General features: G+C 70.7%; 19 protein-coding genes. 7 read left to right on the forward strand and 12 right to left on the reverse strand.

What is annotated here, in order from left to right; all coding sequences use genetic code 11:
- Window positions 1–111: 111 nt before the first annotated feature.
- Window positions 112–1,215, reverse strand: a complete 1,104-nt coding sequence (locus BBK82_RS43360) for a winged helix DNA-binding domain-containing protein (RefSeq protein WP_065920106.1) — start codon at window positions 1,213–1,215, stop codon at window positions 112–114.
- A gap of 15 nt (window positions 1,216–1,230) precedes the next feature.
- Window positions 1,231–3,213, reverse strand: a complete 1,983-nt coding sequence (locus BBK82_RS43365) for an MMPL family transporter (RefSeq protein ID WP_065921836.1) — start codon at window positions 3,211–3,213, stop codon at window positions 1,231–1,233.
- Window positions 3,214–3,268: 55 nt separating this feature from the next.
- Here BBK82_RS43365 and BBK82_RS43370 point away from each other — a divergent pair, with 55 nt between their 5' ends.
- Window positions 3,269–3,727, forward strand: coding sequence for a MarR family winged helix-turn-helix transcriptional regulator (locus BBK82_RS43370; protein WP_237047897.1), 459 nt, complete (start codon window positions 3,269–3,271; stop codon window positions 3,725–3,727).
- A 76-nt stretch (window positions 3,728–3,803) separates the two neighbouring features.
- Here the strand turns inward: BBK82_RS43370 and BBK82_RS43375 are convergent, their stop codons facing one another.
- Window positions 3,804–4,376: a maleylpyruvate isomerase family mycothiol-dependent enzyme gene (locus tag BBK82_RS43375; protein WP_065920107.1), complete on the reverse strand. Its 573-nt coding sequence runs from the start codon at window positions 4,374–4,376 to the stop codon at window positions 3,804–3,806.
- A gap of 55 nt (window positions 4,377–4,431) precedes the next feature.
- Between BBK82_RS43375 and BBK82_RS43380 the strand changes: the two genes are divergently transcribed.
- Genes BBK82_RS43380 through BBK82_RS43395 form a run of 4 tightly spaced genes read left to right on the forward strand, consistent with a single transcriptional unit; the run spans window position 4,432 to window position 7,243 of the window.
- Complete coding sequence (locus tag BBK82_RS43380) at window positions 4,432–5,370, forward strand: sigma-70 family RNA polymerase sigma factor (RefSeq protein ID WP_237047898.1); 939 nt, start codon at window positions 4,432–4,434, stop codon at window positions 5,368–5,370.
- Window positions 5,371–5,380: 10 nt separating this feature from the next.
- A complete protein-coding gene (locus BBK82_RS43385) occupies window positions 5,381–5,734 on the forward strand; it encodes a VOC family protein (protein WP_065920109.1) in 354 nt (117 codons plus the stop codon).
- A 4-nt stretch (window positions 5,735–5,738) separates the two neighbouring features.
- On the forward strand, window positions 5,739–6,311 hold the full coding sequence (locus BBK82_RS43390; RefSeq protein WP_065921838.1) for a GNAT family N-acetyltransferase: 573 nt from the start codon (window positions 5,739–5,741) through the stop codon (window positions 6,309–6,311).
- A complete protein-coding gene (locus BBK82_RS43395) occupies window positions 6,311–7,243 on the forward strand; it encodes an alpha/beta fold hydrolase (protein ID WP_083268597.1) in 933 nt (310 codons plus the stop codon). The genes BBK82_RS43390 and BBK82_RS43395 overlap by 1 nt, the downstream gene beginning before the upstream one ends.
- Here the strand turns inward: BBK82_RS43395 and BBK82_RS43400 are convergent.
- A complete protein-coding gene (locus tag BBK82_RS43400; protein WP_154697843.1) occupies window positions 7,187–7,846 on the reverse strand; it encodes a hypothetical protein in 660 nt (219 codons plus the stop codon). The genes BBK82_RS43395 and BBK82_RS43400 overlap by 57 nt on opposite strands.
- Window positions 7,847–7,978: 132 nt before the next feature.
- Window positions 7,979–8,368: a peptidoglycan-binding domain-containing protein gene (locus tag BBK82_RS43405; RefSeq protein WP_065920110.1), complete on the reverse strand. Its 390-nt coding sequence runs from the start codon at window positions 8,366–8,368 to the stop codon at window positions 7,979–7,981.
- Window positions 8,369–8,607: 239 nt separating this feature from the next.
- On the opposite strand from BBK82_RS43405, the gene BBK82_RS43410 reads away from it, so the two are divergent.
- Window positions 8,608–12,543 carry an nSTAND1 domain-containing NTPase gene (locus BBK82_RS43410; protein ID WP_154697844.1) on the forward strand — a complete coding sequence of 1,312 codons (3,936 nt, stop codon included), beginning with the start codon at window positions 8,608–8,610 and terminating at the stop codon, window positions 12,541–12,543.
- 42 nt (window positions 12,544–12,585) lie between these two features.
- Here BBK82_RS43410 and fdhD read toward each other — a convergent pair whose 3' ends face one another.
- Together fdhD and BBK82_RS43420 are read right to left on the reverse strand one after the other, a co-directional pair.
- Window positions 12,586–13,425, reverse strand: a complete 840-nt coding sequence (fdhD, locus tag BBK82_RS43415) for a formate dehydrogenase accessory sulfurtransferase FdhD (protein ID WP_065920112.1) — start codon at window positions 13,423–13,425, stop codon at window positions 12,586–12,588.
- Window positions 13,426–13,818: 393 nt separating this feature from the next.
- Window positions 13,819–15,072 carry an MFS transporter gene (locus BBK82_RS43420; RefSeq protein WP_065921841.1) on the reverse strand — a complete coding sequence of 418 codons (1,254 nt, stop codon included), beginning with the start codon at window positions 15,070–15,072 and terminating at the stop codon, window positions 13,819–13,821.
- Window positions 15,073–15,134: 62 nt separating this feature from the next.
- Here BBK82_RS43420 and BBK82_RS43425 point away from each other — a divergent pair, with 62 nt between their 5' ends.
- Complete coding sequence (locus BBK82_RS43425) at window positions 15,135–16,280, forward strand: molybdopterin molybdotransferase MoeA (protein WP_065920113.1); 1,146 nt, start codon at window positions 15,135–15,137, stop codon at window positions 16,278–16,280.
- Here BBK82_RS43425 and BBK82_RS43430 read toward each other — a convergent pair.
- The 5 genes from BBK82_RS43430 to BBK82_RS43450 are packed head-to-tail and all read right to left on the reverse strand — an operon-like array spanning window position 16,258 to window position 20,940.
- Window positions 16,258–17,352 (reverse strand): winged helix DNA-binding domain-containing protein, encoded by a 1,095-nt coding sequence (locus BBK82_RS43430; protein ID WP_065920114.1) that lies wholly within the window; start codon window positions 17,350–17,352, stop codon window positions 16,258–16,260. The genes BBK82_RS43425 and BBK82_RS43430 overlap by 23 nt on opposite strands.
- 34 nt (window positions 17,353–17,386) lie before the next feature.
- Window positions 17,387–18,508 carry a 4-hydroxybenzoate 3-monooxygenase gene (locus tag BBK82_RS43435; protein WP_083268994.1) on the reverse strand — a complete coding sequence of 374 codons (1,122 nt, stop codon included), beginning with the start codon at window positions 18,506–18,508 and terminating at the stop codon, window positions 17,387–17,389.
- 50 nt (window positions 18,509–18,558) lie between these two features.
- Window positions 18,559–18,900, reverse strand: a complete 342-nt coding sequence (gene pcaC / locus BBK82_RS53350) for a 4-carboxymuconolactone decarboxylase (protein ID WP_065921842.1) — start codon at window positions 18,898–18,900, stop codon at window positions 18,559–18,561.
- 14 nt (window positions 18,901–18,914) lie between these two features.
- Window positions 18,915–19,661, reverse strand: coding sequence for an alpha/beta fold hydrolase (locus BBK82_RS43445; protein ID WP_065920116.1), 747 nt, complete (start codon window positions 19,659–19,661; stop codon window positions 18,915–18,917).
- Complete coding sequence (locus BBK82_RS43450) at window positions 19,651–20,940, reverse strand: lyase family protein (RefSeq protein WP_065920117.1); 1,290 nt, start codon at window positions 20,938–20,940, stop codon at window positions 19,651–19,653. The genes BBK82_RS43445 and BBK82_RS43450 overlap by 11 nt, the downstream gene beginning before the upstream one ends.
- Between the last annotated feature and the right edge of the window lies 1 nt (window position 20,941).

The following is a 20,941-nucleotide window of genomic DNA, read 5'->3' on the forward strand; positions in this document are numbered from 1 at the left end:
GGCCGGAGAGACCTGGGTCTCATCCGTTAGAGGGCTTCGCCGTCACGTTGCGTGAGAATGGCGGACGTGCACTGTCACGATGTGCTGACAGCGACGGCCGACCTCGGTTTGTCAGACAACACGAACGTCATGAGCCGGAAGGCCGCTCCACCACCTGGCGTAACGCTTGTAGACCTGGGGTTCGCGGTCACCCAGGAACTTGCTCATCGCCGACGCCTCCACGGACAGCGCAGTCCACTGGTCGTCGCTCAGGGCGTGAAAAGCGGTCATCTCAACGGATCCGTCGGCCAACGGGCGCCACACCCCCGCCACGTACCCGTCCACGAGCAGGGTGGGCAGCGTGTCGCCGTTGTTGCCGATCACGACCTTGCGGTACTCGGCCGGGATGATCCGGCTGCGGTCGGCGTAAGCGAGAAGGGTGCTGTCCCACATCGCCATCAACCGCGCGGGCGCCGGGGTGTCCTCGTCCGGCACCGTCCGGTTCGGAACGTCGAAGTGGTCGCCGTGCCTGACCAGTTCCAGCTGCTCCACCGCTTCGCGGATCGTGCCGCGCGGCAGCATGGTGAACTGGTTCACGTCGGCGACGGTCGCGGGTCCGAACCCGGTGAGGTAGCGGCGGACGAGCTCGGCCACGCACTGCAGCCGTTCCCGCGGCTCGGTCCGCGCGGCCAGGTAGGACGGTCGCAGCCCGAACGACCACGGCCCGCCGGTCGGCGCGTGCACGAGCCCGGCGTAGGTGCGCAGCGCCCACCACACGCCCGGCTCGCCGACGTCACCGGCGTGCGCGTGCAGCAGTTCCTCGATCTCCGCCTTCGCCCGCGGCACCGACGCGAACTCCAGCAGGTGCTCCAGCAGCTCGTCGGCCTGCTCGATCGTGATGTCCATGCCCTTGAACCGCTTGTCGGCCAACCGCGACGCGCGCAACGCGGGCAGCATCGCGTGGTGGAACACCTCGTGGTCGGCGGCCGTGACGGCGTGCAGGGTGATGCGCATCAGCGTCGCCTTGCGGACCAAGCCGCCCGTGAACGCTGCGTCGAGATCGGCCGGGTCGAAGCCGGCGATCCGGTTCCACAGCGCGATGTAGGGCGACGCGGGTTCCTGCGCCTGGATCGCCACGACCCGCTCAACCGCGCTCAGCACGTCCACCGGCTCCCTGGTCAGGAGCAGCTGGCGGTCGAGCGTCGCGCGGTTGAGCTGCCGGGCCGTGAAGGTCATGCCGCAGATCCTGGACTACCGCAGCTTCGAGGGCCACCAGATCCGGCCACCGATGTCCACCGACAGCGCCGGCACCAGCAGCGACCGCACCAGCAGCGTGTCGAGCAGGACACCGAACGCGACGATGAACGCGATCTGGGTGAGGAACAGGATCGGCAGCACCGCGAGCGCCGCGAACGTCGCCGCCAGCACCACACCCGCCGACGTGATCACGCCACCGGTCAGGCTGAGCCCCCTGATGGTGCCGTCGACCGTGCCGAGCTTCTGCGTCTCCTCACGCACACGGGTCATCAGGAAGATGTTGTAGTCGATGCCCAGCGCCACCAGGAACACGAACCCGAACAGCGGTACCACCGGGTCCGCGCCGGGGAAGTCGAAGACGTGGTTGAACACCAGCGCCGAGACACCCATGGTGGCCGCGAACGACAGCACGACCGTCGCGATCAGCAGCAACGGCGCCAGGATCGAGCGCAGCAGCAACGCGAGCACCAGGAAGATCACCACGAGCACGATCGGGATGATCAGCAACCGGTCGTGCTCCGACGTCGTCCTGGTGTCGAGCAACGTCGCCGTCTGCCCGCCGACCTTCGCGTCCGCGCCCTGGACGCCGTGCACCGCCGCACGGATGCGTTCGACCGTCGCGACCGCCGCGTCGGAGTCCGGCGCGTCCTCGAGCGTCGCCTCGATCCGCACCAGCCCGTCCGCGGTGCCGGTCGGCCGGACGTTCGCCACCCCGTCCACAGTGGACTTGGCAACGACGTCGGCGGTCTTGGCCTCGTTGGCGACGATGACGGTCGGCGATCCGGTGCCACCGGGGAAGTGCCGTGACAGCACCTCCTGACCCGCGACCGACTCGACCTCGGTGAGGAACACGTCGGACTGCGCGGTGCCGGCCGCCTTGAGCTGCGGCAGGAACGCCGCCCCCGCCAGCAGCACCAGCGCGGTGACGATCCAGATCGCGCGCGGCTTGCGGCGCACCAGGTTCGCGGTGCGGCCCCACACCCCGCTGGTCTCCGGGTGCGGCGAGCCGAACTTCGGCGCGAACGGCCAGAACGCCGCGCGCCCGAGGAGCGCGAGCACGGCCGGCAGGAACGTCAGCGCCGTCAGCAGCGCCGCACCGATGCCGATGGCCGCGACCGGCCCCAGCCCCTTGTTGGAGTCGAGGTCGCTGAACAGCAAGCAGAGCACGCCGAGGATCACCGTGCCGGCCGAGGCCGCGATGGGTTCGACGGTGCCGCGCCAGGCCGTGCGGATCGCGACGAACTTGCTCTGCTCGTCGCGCAGTTCCTCGCGGAACCTCGACACGAGCAACAGCGCGTAGTCCGTCGCCGCGCCGAAGACGAGGATCGACAGGATGCCCTGGCTTTGACCGTTCAACGCCAGCACGTCGTTCTTCGCCAGCAGGTACACGACGAAGCTGGACAACCCGAGCGCGAACACCGCCGACACCAGCACCACGATCGGCAGCAACGGACTGCGGTAGACGACCAGCAGGATCAACGCGACCACCGCGGCCGCCACGATGAGCAGCAACCCGTCGATCCCGCCGAACGCCTCGACGAGGTCCGCGACCTGCGCGGCGGGCCCGGTGACCAGCACCGTGAGGCCCGGCGGCGCACCACGCATGCCGTCCCGCAGCTCCTGGACGGAGTCCTTGACCTCTTTGGCGGGGTCGAGCAGCACGACGAGCTGGGCGGCGTCCTTGTCGTTCGGCGCGGGGATGACCGGCGAGGCCTGGAACCCCTTGCCGCGCTCGGCGAGGAACGCGGTGTCCTCCTCGGTCAGCCCGCCCTGCCGCTCGACCACGACGATCGCGGGGATCGCGTTGGTCTGTTGGAACTTCTTCTGCAGCTCGGCGACCTGGGTGGACTCCGCCGAGTTCGGCAGGAACGCGCTGTTGTCGTTCTCCGCGACCTCCGACAGCTTGCCCGCGTACGGCCCGGTGAACCCACCCACCGCCAGCCACACGACGAGCAACACCCCGGCGAGGACCCTCATGAGCATTTCCTTCGATCGTCGAACGTTTCGATGACCGAAACAGTATGCTGGGTCGGTGAGCGATGCAACCGACTACGAGCTCAGCATGCTGGTGCGGGCCCTCGTGATGGAGTCGAACCGCTTCCTGGAGATCTTCAGCGCGGCCCACGAACTGCACTCCACCGACATGACAGCCCTGAACCTGATCATGACCGCCCGCTCCCCCATGACCCCGGGCACACTCGCTCGCGCCCTCAACCTGAGCGCCTCCGCCACCACCTCGGTGCTCGACCGCCTGGAGCGCGCCGGCCACGTCAGCCGCGACCGCAGCCCCGACGACCGCCGCCGCGTCGAGCTCCGCGTGCACGCCGCCGCCGAGGCGCTGGCCTCGACGTTCTTCCAGCCGCTGGCCCGCGAGTACGCCGCCGCGTGGGACTCGATGAGCGCCGAGGAACGCCGGGTCGTGGCCCGGTTCCTCACCTCGACGACGTCGGCGACGGCACGGGTCCGCACGGAGGTCCTCAAGCCTGGCTAGTGCGGTGACCACGATCTTCACCGTGTTTCCCGACGCTCAGCAGGGCACCTCGCGGGAAAGGTTCGTGGTCACCGCACTAGTGCAGGTCGCGTCCGCAGACGAGGAGCAACAGGTTCTGGGCCTCGTCCCTGATCGGCGTGCCCTCGCCCAACGTCCAGTCCATGTCGGTGGCTTCGAGCCGCTTGCCCTCGAGGTCGACACCGAAGTACTTGAGGTGGCCAGGCCTCATGGCGTCGAACACGAGTCGCAGCCTCTCCAGCGGGACCTTCCGGTCGAGGTTGAGCGCGACCGTGACGTCGAGGCCGTGGATGACGTCGTGCGAGAGCGCGCCGACCGGCCCGCCACCGGGCGGCGTCCACGGGTGGTGGATGTTCGCCTTGAGGCTGTCCAGAAGGTCGTGCGTCGACAACTGTTCCGCGTCTTTTCGGGCCATGCGGTCGGAAGCGCGGTTGAAGTTGCCGCGCGCTTTGAGCATTTCGCGCAGGATGCGGCCGGTCGAGCTGCGGTACGGCAACGTCGTGTGCGCGATGACCTCCTTGACGCGCCAGCCCGCGCACAGCGACGGCGCCTCCCACTGCTGCTGCGTGAGGTTGCTGAGCAGTTCTGCCTGGTCACGCCGTTCGGCGGCCACCACTTCCCTGATGTCCATGCTCCACGTACGGATCGGCCGACGAAAACTCATCGGCCCGCGTAGGGTCGTGCGCGTGATCGAGACGCTGGAGCCGTTCCGGGTCGAGCTGACCGGCTACTGCTACCGCATGCTCGGCTCCGGTTTCGAGGCCGAGGACGCCACGCAGGAGACGCTCGTGCGCGCGTGGAAGGCGTACGACAGCTTCGACTCCTCGCGCGCGTCGCTGCGCACCTGGCTGTACCGGATCGCGACGAACATCTGCATCGACATGCAGCGATCTGCGCAACGGCGTGCGTTGGCCGTGGACCTGGGACCGGCCGGTGGTGAGCTCGGTGCGCCGCTGCACGAGCAGGTGTTCGTGCAACCGGTGCCGGACCACAAGGTGCTGCCCGAGGACCAGGCGATCCGCAAGGAGACGATCCGGCTGGCCTTCGTGGCGGCGTTGCAGCACCTTCCGCCCCGGCAGCGCGCGGTGCTGATCCTGCGCGACGTGCTGGCGTGGCAGGCGGCCGAGGTGGCCTCGTTGCTGGACATCACGGTGGCGTCGGCCAACAGCGCGTTGCAACGGGCGCGGGCGACGTTGCGCGACACCGACCCCGGCGAACCTCTGCGCCCGGAAGACCCGACGCAGAAAGCACTCCTCCGCCGCTACTGCGAGGCGTTCGAACGGCACGACATGCGCGCGTTGGTGGCGTTGCTGCACGAAGACGCCACGATGTCGATGCCGCCGTTCAGCTGGTGGATCCGCGGCCGGGAGGCGATGTCCGCGGTGCTGCTGACCCCCGGTTCGTCGTGCGGGGGTGCGTGGCTGGAGCCGGTCAGCGCCAACGGTTCGCCGGCGTACTGGCAGATGCGGCCCGGCATGGACCGTCCGTTCGGGCTGGTGTTCCTCGACGTGCGCGATGGGCTGGTCACGGGGGCGTGCACCTACCTCAACGCCGACGAGTTGCTGCCGTTGTTCGGTGCACCGATGAGTTCCGGCCCGTCGTCCCGTATGCCGGTGGACGACTGAGGGAGCTCTCATGGCGATCAAGCCCATCATCCGGACCCCGAGCCTCAAGCCGATGCAGGCGTTCTACGAGCAGGTCCTCGGCGCGACCGAGGTGTTCCGGTACCCGGCGCGCGGCAAGGTGTTCTTCAAGACCTTGCAGATCGGCGACGCCCAGCTCGACCTGGTCTCCGTGGACGCCGACCTGGACGCGGCCCCGCGGGTGGTCCTGAGCCTGGACGTCCCGGACGTCGACGCGCTGCTGCCCGTGGTCGAGGCCGCCGGCGGACGGGTGCAGGGCCCGTCGAACGACATGCCCTGGGGCCAGCGGGTGGCGCACGTGTTCGATCCGGACGGAAATCCCGTGAACCTCACCCAGGAGCTCTGATGTGATGCCCGTGATCCGCATCATGCCCTCCGACCAGGTGCCGTGGAACGACGTCGAGGCGATCTTCGACGGCTCCGAGCCGAGCAAGTGCCACTGCCAGCGGTACAAGGTCAAGGGCTGGATGTGGCGCGACTCGACCTCGGCCGAGCGCTACGCGGCACACTGCGAGCAGTCCGCGCGGGGCAGCGGGTTGGTGGCCTACGTGGACGACCGACCAGCCGGCTGGGTCGCCGTCGAACTCCGGCGCGACCACCCGAAACTGCTGGACATGCCCATCCCGTGGAAGGGCCGCTCCGAGGACAAGGACGACGACGGCGTGTGGGCGGTGACCTGTTTCGTGGTCCGCAAGGGCTTCCGCCGCCAAGGCCTCACCTATGAGCTCGCCGCCGCGACCGTCGACCACGCCCGCTCCCACGGCGCCCGCGCCGTCGAGGCCTACCCGATGATCACCGCACCCGGCCAGAACGTCACCTGGGGCGAACTGCACGTCGGCGCGCGCCAGGTGTTCGAGGAGGCCGGGTTCGTGCAGGTCACCCACCCGACCAAACGCCGACTGGTGATGCGAGTGGACTTCTGATGGACTTCGACACCCAGCCCGCGCCCGCCACGCCCAGGCCCGCCAGCCCCACCACCCCGGCGACCACCGCCTCCGGTTCCGGCTTCCGGTTCGACGAGATCGTCATCCCGACCGAGCGCCTCGACTTCCCCGCGCTCGCCGCGGGTGACGGCCCGGTCGTCGTGTGCTGGCACGGCTTCCCGGACCATCCGCTGTCGTTCGCCCCGCTCGCCGAACGCCTCGTCGCCGCCGGCCACCGCGTGATCGCCCCGTTCCTGCGCGGCCACCACCCGACCACCTTCGACCAGCTGCCGTTCGCCGACGGCCTGACGCTGGCCGCCGACGCCGCCGCCGTGAACGCCGCCCTCTCCCCCGACCCGCTCGACGTCATCGGCCACGACATCGGCGCCGGCATCGCGGGCCGGCTCGCCGCCATCTGGCCGGAACGCGTCCGCCGCGTGATCACGATGTCCGTCCCGCCACCCGCCGCGCTGCGCACGATCTTCGACGATCCCGCCCAGCAGCAACGGTTCTTCTACCTGTGGATGTTCCAGGTCCCGAGGGTCGCCGAGTCCCTCCTCAACGACACCCTGCTCACCTACCTGTGGCGCACCTGGTCACCCGGCCTCGAAGTGCCCGCGTACGTCCGCAACGCGTACGCCGACCCCGCGCTGCGCTCGAACTCGCTCAAGCTCTACCGCGCGAACTTCGACCGCACCCTGCACGACCCGGCTCTGGCACCGCTCGCCGAGGTCTCCGAACGCCCCGCCCCGATCCCGATGCTGGTCCTCGCCGGCGCCGACGACGGCTGCATCACCCCGGACAGCTACGCCGACGCCGCCACCGGCCTCGCCCCCGGCTCGCGGGTCGACATCGTGCCGGGCGCCGGCCACTTCCTACAGCTGGACCGCCCCGACGAGGTCGCGGCGCTGGCGCTGGACTGGCTCCGCTGACCGGCGGATCCGCCCCCAGGGCTTGAACACCGACAACACATAAGCGACCAACAACAACGTCGGCGCCACCACCACCGGGTACACCATCCCCGGCGGCACCACGGCCGCCGGGTCGCCCGCCAGCATCCGCGCCCCGATCCGCGCCGCCTCCTGCACTCCCGGCCGCAACGCGAACGCGATCAGCAGCGACATCCCGATGTTCACCACCAGCTTGACCGCCACCCACCAGTACCTCACCAGCCCGTACTTGCTCCCCAGCCCCAGCACCGCACCCGAGACCAGGCACACGACGCTGGCCCCGAACATCGGCCAGATGGCGAACACGTCCACCGCCTGGATCGCGATGCCCGCGGTACTCACATCCTCAGTGGACAGTGCGACCACCACCAGGATCCCCAGCGCGAGGTCGATGCCGAGCCACGCGGCCGCGGCCAGGACGTGCACCAGCAGCACGGCCTTGCGAGCGCGGCCACCGAGCTTGCCGACACCGTGGGGCTTGCCGACACCGTGGGGCTTGCCGACACCGCGGGGCTTGCCGACACCGCGGGGCTTGCCGGCACCGCCCAACTTCCGGGTATCACTGGGCTTGCGGGTGGTCGTCATCGCGGTGCGCTCCTTCGCTCGGGGTGTCGACACCTACTCTCGCCACCCCGAGCGCCCGCCTCATCCGCTCACGTTCTGATCTCGCCTACGTCAGATTGCGTACGACCCCGCCGCCTCGTCGCAGGCCGTCTCTCAGCAGATGTAGGCGCTGTGGCCGGCCCACCACTCGAGGTGCGGCGCCGTCCTCGGACCGACCCGGCCGTCCACGACCAGTCCCGCGCCGAGCGCGTTGGCGCACTGCTGGAACTTCCTCACCTTGCCCTCGGTGTTGGCGCCGAACTCGCCGTCCACAGCGATCCGGGCGTGGGTGGCCGGGTTGATCGCCCAGTTGAGCAGGCACTGCACCTCCCGGACGTAGTCGCCGGTCGAGCCCCGCCCGACGTCGCGGTTCGGGACGTCGATGCAGTCGCGGATCATGGCGCTGACGTCCTCGGCCGGTTTGGGCGCGGCGCTCGCCACCCCGGCCGAAATCGTCACTCCGGCCAGCACCACGAGGACGAGCGAGAACAGCTTTCGAGTCATCGTCGTGATTCCTTTCTGGACTATTCAGATAATCCGTTTTGTGGACCCGACCACCAATCAACACGAAGATCACGAAGCCGGGCGCGAATTTCCACATGTTGTCAACTATTCGACCTGTTTCCACGTTGACCAGCAATTTCGCGCCAGTCAGGCGTCGCCGGGCCTAGCTATTCCGTGCAATAGCGAAATCACCGTTCGGGCGACTTGCGGGCGACCCAGCCGAATGGGATCGTCCCGGCGTGGCCAAAGTGTTCATCAGTTATGCGACTGCGGACATGGCGTTCGCCGTCGAGGTGTCCGAGTGGTTGCGAGCAGATGGGCACGAGAATTTCCTCGACCGCGCTCCCGTTGACGGGGTGCAGGTCGGCGAGGACTGGCGCGAGCGCCTCTACGGCGAGCTGAGGCAGGTCGACGCGATCGTCTGCCTGGTCTCGCGGGGCTTCCTCACCTCGTTCTGGTGTTCCGCCGAGGTCGGGATCGCGGACGCCCTCGGTTGCCGCATCCTGCAGCTGCGTCTCGACGATGTCGTCCACCCGCTGCTGCACCGGCTCCAGTACGCGGACTTCGCCGCCGATCCGCACCGTGCGCGTGAGCAGCTGTTGCGAGCGGTGCGCGGCCTCGACCTGGGGCGGGAGAAGTGGTGCGAGGGCCAGAACCCGTTCCCGGGGTTGAAGGCCTTCACCGCCGAGCTGAGCGGTCTGTTCTTCGGGCGCGCCGACGAGACGCGGGAGCTCTCGAGCCGGCTCCGGGCGGCGACGACCAGCCGGTTGCTCGCGGTCGTCGGACCGTCGGGGTGTGGCAAGTCCTCCCTGGTGCGCGCGGGTCTGCTGCCGGTGCTGGCGCAGGAGTCCGACTGGTTGCCGCTGGTGCCGCTCACTCCCGGCGACGATCCCGTGGCCGCGCTGGCCCGCTCCATCACCGCCACCGCGCGACGGCTCGGGATGCACTGGTCGGTGGCCGGGGTGCGGGAGGAGCTCGAGCGGGACGGCGTGACGAGGCTCGCGGACGAGCTCGTGGTGGCGGGCGCGGGACCGGACGCGCAGGTGCTGGTCGTCATCGACCAGGCGGAGGAGCTGTTCACCCGAGCGGTCGACGCCCACGCCTTCGCGGAGCTGGTCGCGCCGGTGCGGGTCGTGGCGACACTGCGGTCGGAGTTCCTCGACCAGCTGAACGCCGCAGCCGGCACCCAGGTGGACACCTTCCTGCTGGCGCCGCTCAGCCGGGACATGCTGCGGGTCGTGATCACCGAGCCCGCCAGGATCGCGGGCCTGCGGGTCGAGCCGGACCTGGTGGCGCGACTCGTCGCCGACACCGGCCGCGGGGAGGCCCTGCCGCTGCTGGCCTTCGTGCTGCACCAGCTCGCCGAGGGCCTGTCGCGAGGTGGCGAGATGTCCCTGGCGCGCTACCACGAGCTGGGAGGCGTGCGCGGGGCGTTGTCCCGTCACGCCGACTCCGCGCTGGTGGCCGCCACCGGAAACGGCCGCCTGACCGAGACCGAGATCGTCGCCGGGCTGGTCGCGCTCGCCACGGTGAACGAGCGCGTCGAGCCCACCCGCAGGCGGGTCGCCGCCGACGTGCTCGCGGTCGACGTGTCGGAGTTCGTCTTGCGGCGCCTGCTCGTCGTGACCTCCGACGACGACGGTGGGCGGTGGGTCGAGGTGGCACACGAGGCACTGCTCACCGGGTGGCCGCCGCTGCGGGACGCCATCTCGGACCGGTCCGCCGCACTGGTCGCCGCACGATCGGTGGAGAAGGCCGCCGACGAGTGGCGGGAGAACGAGTCCGACGACTTCCTCTGGTCGGGTGAGCGCCTGACGACAACGCTCAAGACCCTGCGTCCCGATCATGCCGCGGGAGCGGTCGTGGACGTCTCACCGGCCGCGCAGTCGTTCCTGGACGCGGGTGTGCGGAGAAACCGCCGGGGCAGGAGCCGCAGGATCGCACTGATCGCCGTGGTGGCGTTGCTGTTGACGAGCGCGCTGACCGCGGCCGGCCTGGCGTGGCAGCAACAGCGGTACACGGCCGAGCAGCGCGCGATCGCCCAGGCGCGCCAGCTCGTCCCGCGGGCCGAGCAGCTGCGTGAGGTGTCGCCGGTGCAGGCCCTCCGGCTCGGCTTGGCGGCCGAACGACTCCACTCGGACTCGGAGACACGGGACAGCCTGGTCAACACCCTGCTCGGCAGCGGGTACCGCAGCACGCTCACCGGTCACAGCGCAGCGGTCGCGAAGGTTGTGTTCAGCGACGACGGACGGTGGCTCGCCACCGCCGGCACGGACAAGACGGTGGTGCTGTGGAAGGTCGACGCCTCGGGTGGTGTCACCAGGGCGCGGACGTTGACCGGCCACGGCGGACCGGTGCTCTCGCTGGCGTTCCACCCGGACGGCACCCTGCTCGCGTCCGGCGCCAAGGACGGACAGGTCCTGTTGTGGGACACGGCAGACGCCGTGCCGCCGGTCCACCTGCCCGCGAACGCCGACATGCGGGAAGCGCCGTCCGTGGTGTTCAGCCCCGACGGGACGACGCTGGCCACCGCGGGATCGTCGGGTTCGGTGCTGTTCTGGGACGTGCGGCAGCGCACCGCGCCCCGGCTGCTCGCGCCGGCGATCACCGAGCATCGCGAGCGTGTGGTGGCCATCGAGTGGCGCCGGAACGGCGGTCTGCTCGTCACGGGCAGCGAGGACAACACGGCACGTTTGTGGGACGTGCACGACCTTGCGAACGTCCGCGCGGTCGGCGCACCGCTCACCGCGCACATAGAGGACGTCAACGCGGTCCCGTTGAGTCCGGACGGCCGCCTGCTCGCCACCGCGAGCGCGGACCACCTCGTGTTGCTGTGGGACGTCAGTGATCCCGCCGCACCGCGCCGACTGGGCGAGCCGCTGGTCGGTCACGCGAACTGGGTGAACACCGGAGCGTTCAGCGGTGACGGCTCGTTGCTCGCGACTGGTGGTGCGGACAAGACGGTGATCGTGTGGGACGTGCGTGATCCCGGTCGTCCCCGGCGACAGGCGGTGCTGAGCGGTCACGAGCACGGTGTGAACACGGTCGCGTTCCGGCAGAACCTGCTGGCGACGGCGGGAAGGGACCAGAAGGTGATGCTGTGGGAGGCCGCGGAGACCGCCGTGACGCAGCAGTTCACCGCGCACACCTCGTACGTCAACGCGATGGCGGCCACGCCGGACGGCCGCACCCTCGCCACGGCAGGGGCCGACCGCACCGTGCTGCTCTGGGACACCTCCGCCCTCGACCGCGTCCAGCGGGCGGGCGACCCGCTGCGCACACCGCAGGGCGCCGCCGCGGCGGTGGCGTTCCGCGGCGACGGACGGTTGCTGGCGGCCGGTGCGGGCCGCGACGTGGTGTTGTGGGACACCAGCGACCTCGCCCGCGCCAGGCAGATCACCCCGCCGCTCACCGGGCACAGGGGCACCGTCCGCGCGGTGGAGTTCCGGCCGGACCGCCGCGTCCTCGCGTCCGGCAGCAGTGACGGACAGCTCATGTTGTGGGACACCGGGGAACAGAGCGGGCCACGTGCGCTCGGGGAGCCGGTCGCCGCCCACGAAAGTCCACTGTGGACGTTGGCGTTCAACCAGGCGGGCACCGTGCTGGTCACCGGAGCGGGCGACGGCAAGATCGCCCTGTGGGACGTGCGTGATCCCGCCGCACCGCGCCGCATCGGGGAACCGCTCAGCGGCCACACGAACCGCGTGAACTCGCTGGCGTTCAGCCCTGACGACCGCCTGATGGCCAGTGGCGGTGAGGACAAGACGGTTCAGCTGTGGGACCTGACCGATCCGTCGAACCCTCGGGGCCGTGGCACGATCGCCGGCCACGGGAGCCCCATCAAGTCGGTCGCGTTCGACCAGGACGGCCGGGTGCTCGCGACCGGTGCCGCGGACAACGAGACTCGGCTGTGGGACGTCACCGGCCCGGTGACCCAGCTGGGGCCACCGCTGGACGGGCACACGAACTGGGTCAACGCGATCGAGTTCCCCGCCCGCGGCCGGGCGATCGTGACCGGCAGCGCCGACGGGACGATCCGGGTGCGCGACCTGACCGGGTTCTACGACGTGCTGAACCACCCCGTGGCACGGGCGTGTCAGCGCGCGGGACGCGGACTGGACCCCCAGGAGTGGGCGCGGTCGGTCGATCTGCGGTTCGAACAGAGCTGTCCGTGAGCCGCTGGAGGCGATGCTCGTGCTACCGGACTCGACGGCCCGTCAGCGTGCCCCGGCCGCGACGCCCAGCCGATGCCCGCCCGTGTAGACGTTCATCGAGTTGCCCCGCAGGAACCCGACCAGCGTCACGCCCATCTCCTCGGCCAGGTCCGCGGCGAGCGAGGACGGCGCCGACACCGCGGTGAGCACCGGGACTCCCGCCATCACCGCCTTCTGCACCAGCTCGAACGACGCCCGGCCGCTCACCATCAGCACGGTTCCGGCCAACGGCAGCCGGCCGTTGCGCGTCGCCCAGCCGACGACCTTGTCCACCGCGTTGTGCCGGCCCACGTCCTCCCGCAGGCACAGCAACGAACCGGACTCGTCGAACAACCCCGCCGCGTGCAGGCCACCGGTGCGGTCGAAGACCTTCTGCGCGGCACGCAACTTCGTCGGGAACGACGCCACCAACCCGGGATCCAGCAGCAGCGGATCCGACGCGACCTCCCACGACGCGACGGTTCGCACCGCGTCCAGGCTCGCCTTGCCGCACAGTCCGCACGACGACGTCGTGTAGAAGTTGCGTTCCACGGACGGGTCCGGCGGCGCCACCCCGGCGGCGAGGCCCACGTCGAGCACGTTGAAGGTGTTCGAGCCGTCGGCGGTGGCGCCGGCGCAGTAGCGGATCGAGGCGATGTCCGAAGTGGACCGGACGACGCCCTCGCTCACCAGGAAGCCGGCCGCCAGGTCGAAGTCGTCACCCGGTGTGCGCATGGTGACGGCGAGGGACTTGCCGCCCACGCGGATCTCCAGCGGTTCCTCGACCGCCAGCGTGTCGGGGCGGGTGGTGACCGCGTCGTCCACCAGCCGCACCACGCGCCGCCTGCTCGTCACGCGTCCCATTGATCGCCTCCCAGCAGATCGCGACGCACTCGTCGAGCAAGCGCCGCAACACCTCGTCCCCGGACAACGCCCGCACCGCCCGCGTCACGGCCCAGTCGCGCGGCCACCAGCGCGGCACGGCGACCCCGGACCGCGCCAGGCAGTGCGCGGTCAAACGCGTCGAAACGTCAGCGCCAACAGTGCCGATCACCCTCACGGCGAAAGGCAGGAGCGCCTGTCGGCCATGGGCGGAACACTGGTCGTTCACACAACGAGCCACGCACGCCAGCACCGGATGCACGCACGCCGGCCGGTCCGACCACACCTCGCCCGCCAGCTGCGAGGTGAGCTCCATCAGGCAGCAACCGTCGGCGGGCGCCGGGTGCCAGCCGCGCGACAACACCGGCACCCTGCTCACAGGCGCGGCCTTCCCGGCTGCGACAACCGGCCGGTCAGCACGGCTCCGGCCAGCCCGAGCACGCCGGCCGCCACGAACGCGAACGTCGGCCCCTGCGAGGCGAGGAGCACCGCCGCGACCACGGCACCCGCCGCCTTGGCCGTGTACAGCAGCCCGAAGTTCTGCGCGCCGTGCGACTCACCGAAGTACTCGCGCACCAACCCGACCAGCAACGAGTAACAACACCCCGTCCCGAGACCGGCCAAGGCGGCGCCGATCAACACCGCCGTGTAGTTGCCGGCGTGAAGCAGCACGAATTGAGCCACACCACCGGTTGTCAACGTCCACACGAGCGCACGCCGCCTGCCGACCCGGTCGGAGATCCACCCGACCAGCACGCGCCCGGTTCCGGTTGCCGCGGCCAACGTCGCCAGCGCCACCGCGCCCAGCACCTCGTCGCCGACGAACAGCGGCACGTACACCAGGTCGTACAACGAGACCGCCGCTGCGAACATCACGCCGCCGTACAGCCACGCGAAGGTGCCGCACCGCAACGCCTCGCGTGGCTTGAACTCCTTCAAGGCGAAGCGGTTCGGCACCCGCGCCCGGTCCAGAGCCCACTCCCGCGGCGACACGTCGGGTGGCCACCAGTGTTCCGGCGGGTCCTTCACCAGCACGCCGGCCACCGCGACGACCACCGCCACCGCGATCGCGGCCTGCGTCAGGAACCCGCTGAGGTCACCCGGCCGCAGCAGCACTCCGGCCGCGAGCACGAACGGCACCGAGCCGTACGCGAACGCCCCGCTCACGAACGCGACCTTGCGCGTCACGCGTTCCGGGAACCACCGCACCACCGTGCCCAGGCAGGTGGCGTAGACCAGACCCGCGCCGACGCCACCGAAGATCGAGTAGCCGAGCAGGAAGCCAGATGAGAGCGTCAACAAACCAGCGCCGCACAGCAAAGCACCCGCGAACATCGCGGTCGTGGGCGAGAGCGCCTGCCGTTCGCGCAGCCAGGCCGCCGGGAACGCGACCCCGGCCTGGCACACCGTCCACAGCGCCAGCGCCCAGAACAGCTCTGGAACGCTCCACCGCCCGCTGAGCTCGGGAATGACCGCACCGAAGCCGTACTGGCCGATGCCCGCCGCGAGCATCGCCGCCCAGGCCGCCCACAGCACCGTGCGGCGCGAGCGACCCGACACCTCGACGTCGGTCTCCCCCACCCGGTAGAGCCTGCCGATGTGATCACGGACGAAAGTCGCGACTGGCATGCCCTTCACCCCGTTCCGAGGATTGCATACAGTATTCGGTAGTCTATACCTCGGGAGCGCGGATGACCATGCCCTGGACGCTCGCCCGCCAGACCGCCCGCGACGCGGTCAAGCCACTGGAGGCCGTTGAAGTTCCGCTACCGGACGCCCTCGGCTCGGCGTTGGCGTCCGGTGTTAACGCTCACACCCACCAGCCGACCTGCGACACGTCCGCGATGGACGGCTATGCGGTGGCCGGTCTGGGCCCGTGGACCGTCGTCGGCCGGGTGAGCGCGGGCGATCGTGTGCCACCCCCTTTGCGCTTCTCCGAGGCCTGCGCCGTCGCCACGGGGGCACCCGTCCCCGCCGGCGCCGACCTGGTCGTCCCGATCGAGCACTGCCACCTCGACGGCGAGCTGCTCACCGGCTACACCGGCGAGCTGGGCAAGCACGTCCGCCGCCGCGGCGAGGACTGGTCGGCCGGCGACGAGCTCGTCCCCGCGGGCACGGTCGTCTCCCCCGCTGTGCTCGGCCTCGCGGCGGGCGCCGGGCACGACACGCTGCTGGTCCACCGCAAGCCGCGTGTCGCCGTGGTCGTCACCGGTGACGAGCTCCTGCGGTCAGGACCACCGCGCCCTGGACGCGTGCGCGACGCGATCGGCCCGATGCTGCCCGGCCTGCTCACCGGCTCGGACCTGCTCGGCACCACCCACCTGCGCGACGACCCCGAAGCGCTGGCCGACGCACTGACCTGCGACGCCGCCGACGTCCTCGTCGCCTGCGGAGCCACCTCGGTGGGCGCCAAAGATCACCTGCGCCGCGTGCTCGTCGAGCTTGACGCGGAGGTCCTGGTCAGCGGCGTCGCCTGCCGCCCAGGCCACCCACAGCTCCTCGCCGCCCTCCCGGACGGCCGCGTGGTCGTCGGCCTGCCCGGCAACCCGTTCGCCGCGCTCGCCGCCGTCGTGACGCTCCTGCAGCCGCTGCTCGGCACGTTGAGCGGTCGCACGGTCCAGCCGGCGATCACCGCCCGGTTCGCCGCCGTGGGACACCGCACCGACACCCGGCTGATCCCGGTCACCCGGCACGGCACCGGAGCACTGCCGGTCGGCCGCGACCGGCCCGGCTCGCTCTGGGGTGCCGCGCTCGCCGACGCGCTGGCGGTCGTCCCGCCAGGTCACTTCGAGGGCGAGGTCGAGTTGTTGGCGCTCACTTCCGGGAACGCCAGCTGACCTTCGAGGAACCGGCCTCGGGTGCGTCACGCACGATCGTCCGCACCGGCAGGCCGAGGAACTCACCGAACCGCCGGGTGTGCTCGACGAGCCCGTCCACGTCGAAGCCGGGCAACGGCCGCAGCTCCACGTCCACGGAGGTCTTCTTCATGACCCGCTTCCACAGCCCGGCGATCTGGCCGTCCTCGATGATCGTCGCGTAGAACATGCCGTTGTAGGTGGAGATCGGGATCTCGCCGTAGCGGTGGAAGAACGCGGCGCGGTCCTTGTAGCCGATCACCAGCTCGTCGTAGGCGGGCAGCAGGCAGGTCCCGGTCGCGGGTTCGAGGTCCGGCGGCAGCCAGTACTCCTTGCCGTCGAACGACTCCTGGACGAGCTCGGCGCGGATCGGGTCGAGGCCGCGGGTGGCCTCCCTGATCCCGATGCCGGCCCAGTTCGCGAAGTCCGCGACGGTCGCCGGGCCGTGGCTGCCGAAGAACCGCCGCGCCAGCACCGCGAGCGCTTCCTCGTCGTCGAGCGAGCGCTGGTTCGGCGCCCATTCCTCCAGCAGCACGAACGTCTGGTCCTTGCCGCGCGGCGGGCCGGGCACGACCAGACCCTCCTGGGCGAGGTGGATGAACGTGAAGTAGCTCTGCTGCCGGTCGTCCGGGATGCCGACGCTGGCCATCAGCTCGATCATCTCGCGTCGCGTGAGGCATCCACCGCCACTCAACGCCTCCACGAACGTCCTGCGCGCCAACGACATCAGCTCGGGCGTCATCCGGTGGTACTGCCACGCCTTGGGCGTGAGCCGCGCCAGGTCGCGCGCGCCGAACAGGTTGAGCATCCACCGAACGTCTTCGGCGGGCACGTAGTGGATCGTCCCGCGCATCAGCCACGTGCGGACGATCTTCCCAGCGCGCAGCTCGTCCTCGATGTCAGCGCTCACACCAGCCGAGGTGCGCAGGCCGAGCGCCCAGAGCGACTGGCCGTAGTCCTGGGCCTGCACGGCGCCGAGGTTCCTGACGACCTCCTCCGCCGTGGCGAACGTGCCGATCCGCTGGTTGGCGAGGCGCAGTGCAGCGATGTCCACCGCGGCAGTCTGCGCCCCGCGACTCCAGTTCCGCTCAAGCGGGCCAACAGCCGGTGTAGCCCTCCGCGAGCAGCCGCCTGCCGGACTCGGAGTCGACGACGGACTGCAGCTCGCCCAGCTGGCGGCGGACGTCGAACTCGGTCGCGCCGGGCAGCGTGTGCAGCATCGACGTCATCCAGTACGAGAAGTGCTGCGCCTTCCACACCCGGCCGAGTGCGCGCGGCCCGTACTCGTCCAGCGCGTCGTCGTCGGCTTTCAGCAACGCCCGTTCGATCACCTCGGCGAGCACCTTGACGTCGGCCAGCGCCAGGTTGAGGCCTTTCGCCCCGGTCGGCGGCACGGTGTGCGCGGCGTCGCCGGCCAGCAGCAGGGTGCCGTGGCGCATGGGTTCCGCGACGAACGACCGGAACCGCAGCACCGTCTTCTCGGTGATCGGGCCCTGAGCGAGGGTGAACCCGTCCGGCCCGGCGACGCGTGCCTGCAGCTCCTCCCAGATGCGGTCGTCCGACCACGTCCGCGCGTCGGTCTCCGGGTCGCACTGGAAGTACATCCGCTGGTGGGTCTCGGTGCGCTGGCTGATCAACGCGAACCCGCGCGGCGAGTGCGCGTAGACCAGCTCCGGCGCGCTCTTCGGTGCTTCGGTGATGATCCCGAACCACGCGAACGGGTACTCGCGGAAGTAGTGCGTGCGTTCGGCGTGCGGCACCTGCGCGCGGCAGATCGACCGCGACCCGTCGGCGCCGACGAGCAGGTCGCAACGAACCTCCTGGCGCACGCCGTCGCTGTCGGTGAACCAGATCGCCGGCTTCGCGATGTCGACGGCCGTGTCGCGCACACCGAACCGCACGTCGCCGCCGTCGCGTTCGCGGGCGTTGGCGAGGTCGATGAACACGTCGGTCTGCGGGTAGAGCCAGACCGACTCGCCGACCAGCGCCTTGAAGTCCACGCGGTGGCTCTCGCCGGTGAACCGCAGGTCGATGCCCTCGTGCGCGTGCCCTTCGCGCATCACCCGGTCCGACACACCGGAGTCGACGAGCAGGCGTGCGCTGTCGGCTTCGAGGATGCCCGCGCGGACGGTGTTCTCGATCTCGACGCGGCGTCTGTTGTCGATGACAACGCTGTCGATCCCGTTCTGCGCCAGCAGATGCGACAACATCAACCCGGCGGGGCCGGCGCCGACGATCCCGACCTGGGTGCGTGTCGTGGTCACGTCTCCTCCCGCAGCACTCGCCGTGCCACCGCGAACGCGTGGTTCGCCGCCGGGACCCCGCAGTAGATCGCGCTCTGCAGCAGCACTTCCTTGATCTCCTCGGTGGACAGTCCGTTGCGGACGGCGGCTTTGACGTGCAGGGCGAACTCTTCCCAGTGGCCACGTGCGATCAGGGCTGTGAGCGTGATCGCGCTGCGCATCCGGCGGTCCAGCCCCGGCCGGGTCCACACCTCACCCCACGCGTACTTGGTGATGAACTCCTGGAAGTCCGCGGTGAACTCGTCCGGTGCCGCCCGGTCGACGTGCGCGTCGCCGAGCACCTCGCGCCGCACCTTCATGCCTTCGTCGTAGGTCACTTGGCCAGCTCCTGGAGCACGTGCGCGACCGCCTCGGGGTTCTCGGCCGGCGGGAGGTGCCCGCAGTCGTCGATCACGCGGAAGGTGTGAGCGTTCATCTCCCGCATGGCACTCGGTGGCACCACCACGTCGTGCCCACCGGCGACGGCGTGCACCGGGAGCCGCGCTTCGCCCGCTTCGAAGAGCGCGAGCGCCTCGCAGGCCCACGCGTAGGACTCGTCGTCGACCTCGGTCAACTGGGTGAGCAGCGCTCCGGCGGTGTCCGGCTCCCGCGCGATGAACCCCGGTGCGAACCAGCGTTGCGACGATCCCTCGACCACCACCGAGGTGCCCGCCCCGCGGACCAGGGCCGCCCGCTCGCGCCACGCCTGCGGTTCGCCGATCCGCGGGGTGGCGGCGATGCACACGAACTGGTCGAACGCACTGTTCTCCCGGGTCGCCAGCTCCAGACCGACCGCGCCGCCGAACGAGACCCCCGCGTAGGTGGCGCTGCGACCGTTGGCGAGCTCGGCCGCCCTGTGCGCCACCGTGCCCGCGATGTCCTGCACGGTGAACGGCCCGGTCGCCTCGGGGCTGCTGCCGTGGCCGGGCAGGTCCCAGCCGATGACCTCGAGCTCGGTCAGCTCGGCCGCGCAGGCACGCCACAGCTGCGACACCGCGGTGCCGAGCGAGGGCCCGACGACCAGCAGCCGCCGCGAGTCGTCCGCGCCGGCGAGCCGGGTCAGGCTCAGTTCAGCCGCCATTTCTGTCAGACCCCTCTGAGACGATTGGAGTGGGGACCTCGGCGCCCCCTGGAGGGGGGCCAGTCGGAATCGATTCCGGAGAGGTGGGTTCCGCAGGGGCGCGATCCCGAAGGGTGCTTCCCGGAAGGGTGAGTTCCGGAGCCTTGGGTTCCCCGGAGGACAGGGGGCGCAACCCGGCGGCTGCCGCGCGTTCCAGGACGTGGTCCACGAAGGCGTCGGCGGCACCGAGGTAACCCGGAAGATCAGCCGGTTCGCCGCCACCGCGTTCGGCCAGCAGATCAGCAGTAGCCTCGGCCGCGCGCCGCGCCATCACCTCCGGGAACACCCGCAACCCCTCGGCCAGCTCCGCCGCCTGCGACGCCGCGACGACGGTCAGCTCGACCAGCCCCAGCAACGCGGGCCACTCGGCGTGCCAAGCGCCGTCCGGGCGTTCGTCCACCGCCCGCGCAGCACACAGGTGCAACTGCGCGCCCAGCCCGGGAGCGCGCAACGAAGCGCTGTTCACCAGCACCGCCAGCACCGGGTTCCGCTTGTGCGGCATGGTCGACGACCCACCCCGCCCCGGCGCCGCGCCCTCGCGCACCTCGGCGATCTCCGGTCGCCCCAGGGTCAGCACGTCCGCGGCGAACACACCCAGCGCGTCGTTCACCCGCACCAGCGCGTCGCTGATCCGCGTGACCGGCGCACGCTGCGTGTGCCACGGCAGCCCCGGCCACTCCAGGTCCAGCTCCCGCGCGAACGCCGCAGCAGCCGCCAGCGGGTCGACCGACTGCGCCGCCCGCGACAACGTCCCCGCCGCTCCCCCGCACTGCACCGGGAAACGCACCCGTTCGAGGTCCTCCAGCGCGTCCAGCACCGAATCCAGCCACCGCGCCGCCTTCAACCCGAACGTGATCGGCACCGCGTGCTGGGTCAGCGTCCGCCCGGCCATCACCGAACCGCGGTGCTCGTCAGCCAGCCGCGCCACCGCGCCGGCGACCCGCGCAAGATCCGCCCGCACCCGCAGGACCGCGTCCCGGGCGACCAGGACCAGTGCCGTGTCCAGCACGTCCTGGCTCGTCAGTCCGGTGTGGACAGGCACGGAAACCCGTGAGCGCAACGCGGAGACCAGTGGCAGCACAGGATTCCCGGCCGCCTCGACCTCGGCGGGATCCAGGCGGGGCGTCCAGTCCAGGAGGTCCTCGACGTCGGACCCCAGCACGCGCGCCCAGGCGACCTCGACCCGCACCATCGCGCGGACCAACCCGTCGCCGCCGGCTCGGTGTGACCCCGGAACCATG

It is taken from the genome of Lentzea guizhouensis, from assembly GCF_001701025.1.
GTDB classification, from domain to species: Bacteria; Actinomycetota; Actinomycetes; order Mycobacteriales; family Pseudonocardiaceae; genus Lentzea; species Lentzea guizhouensis.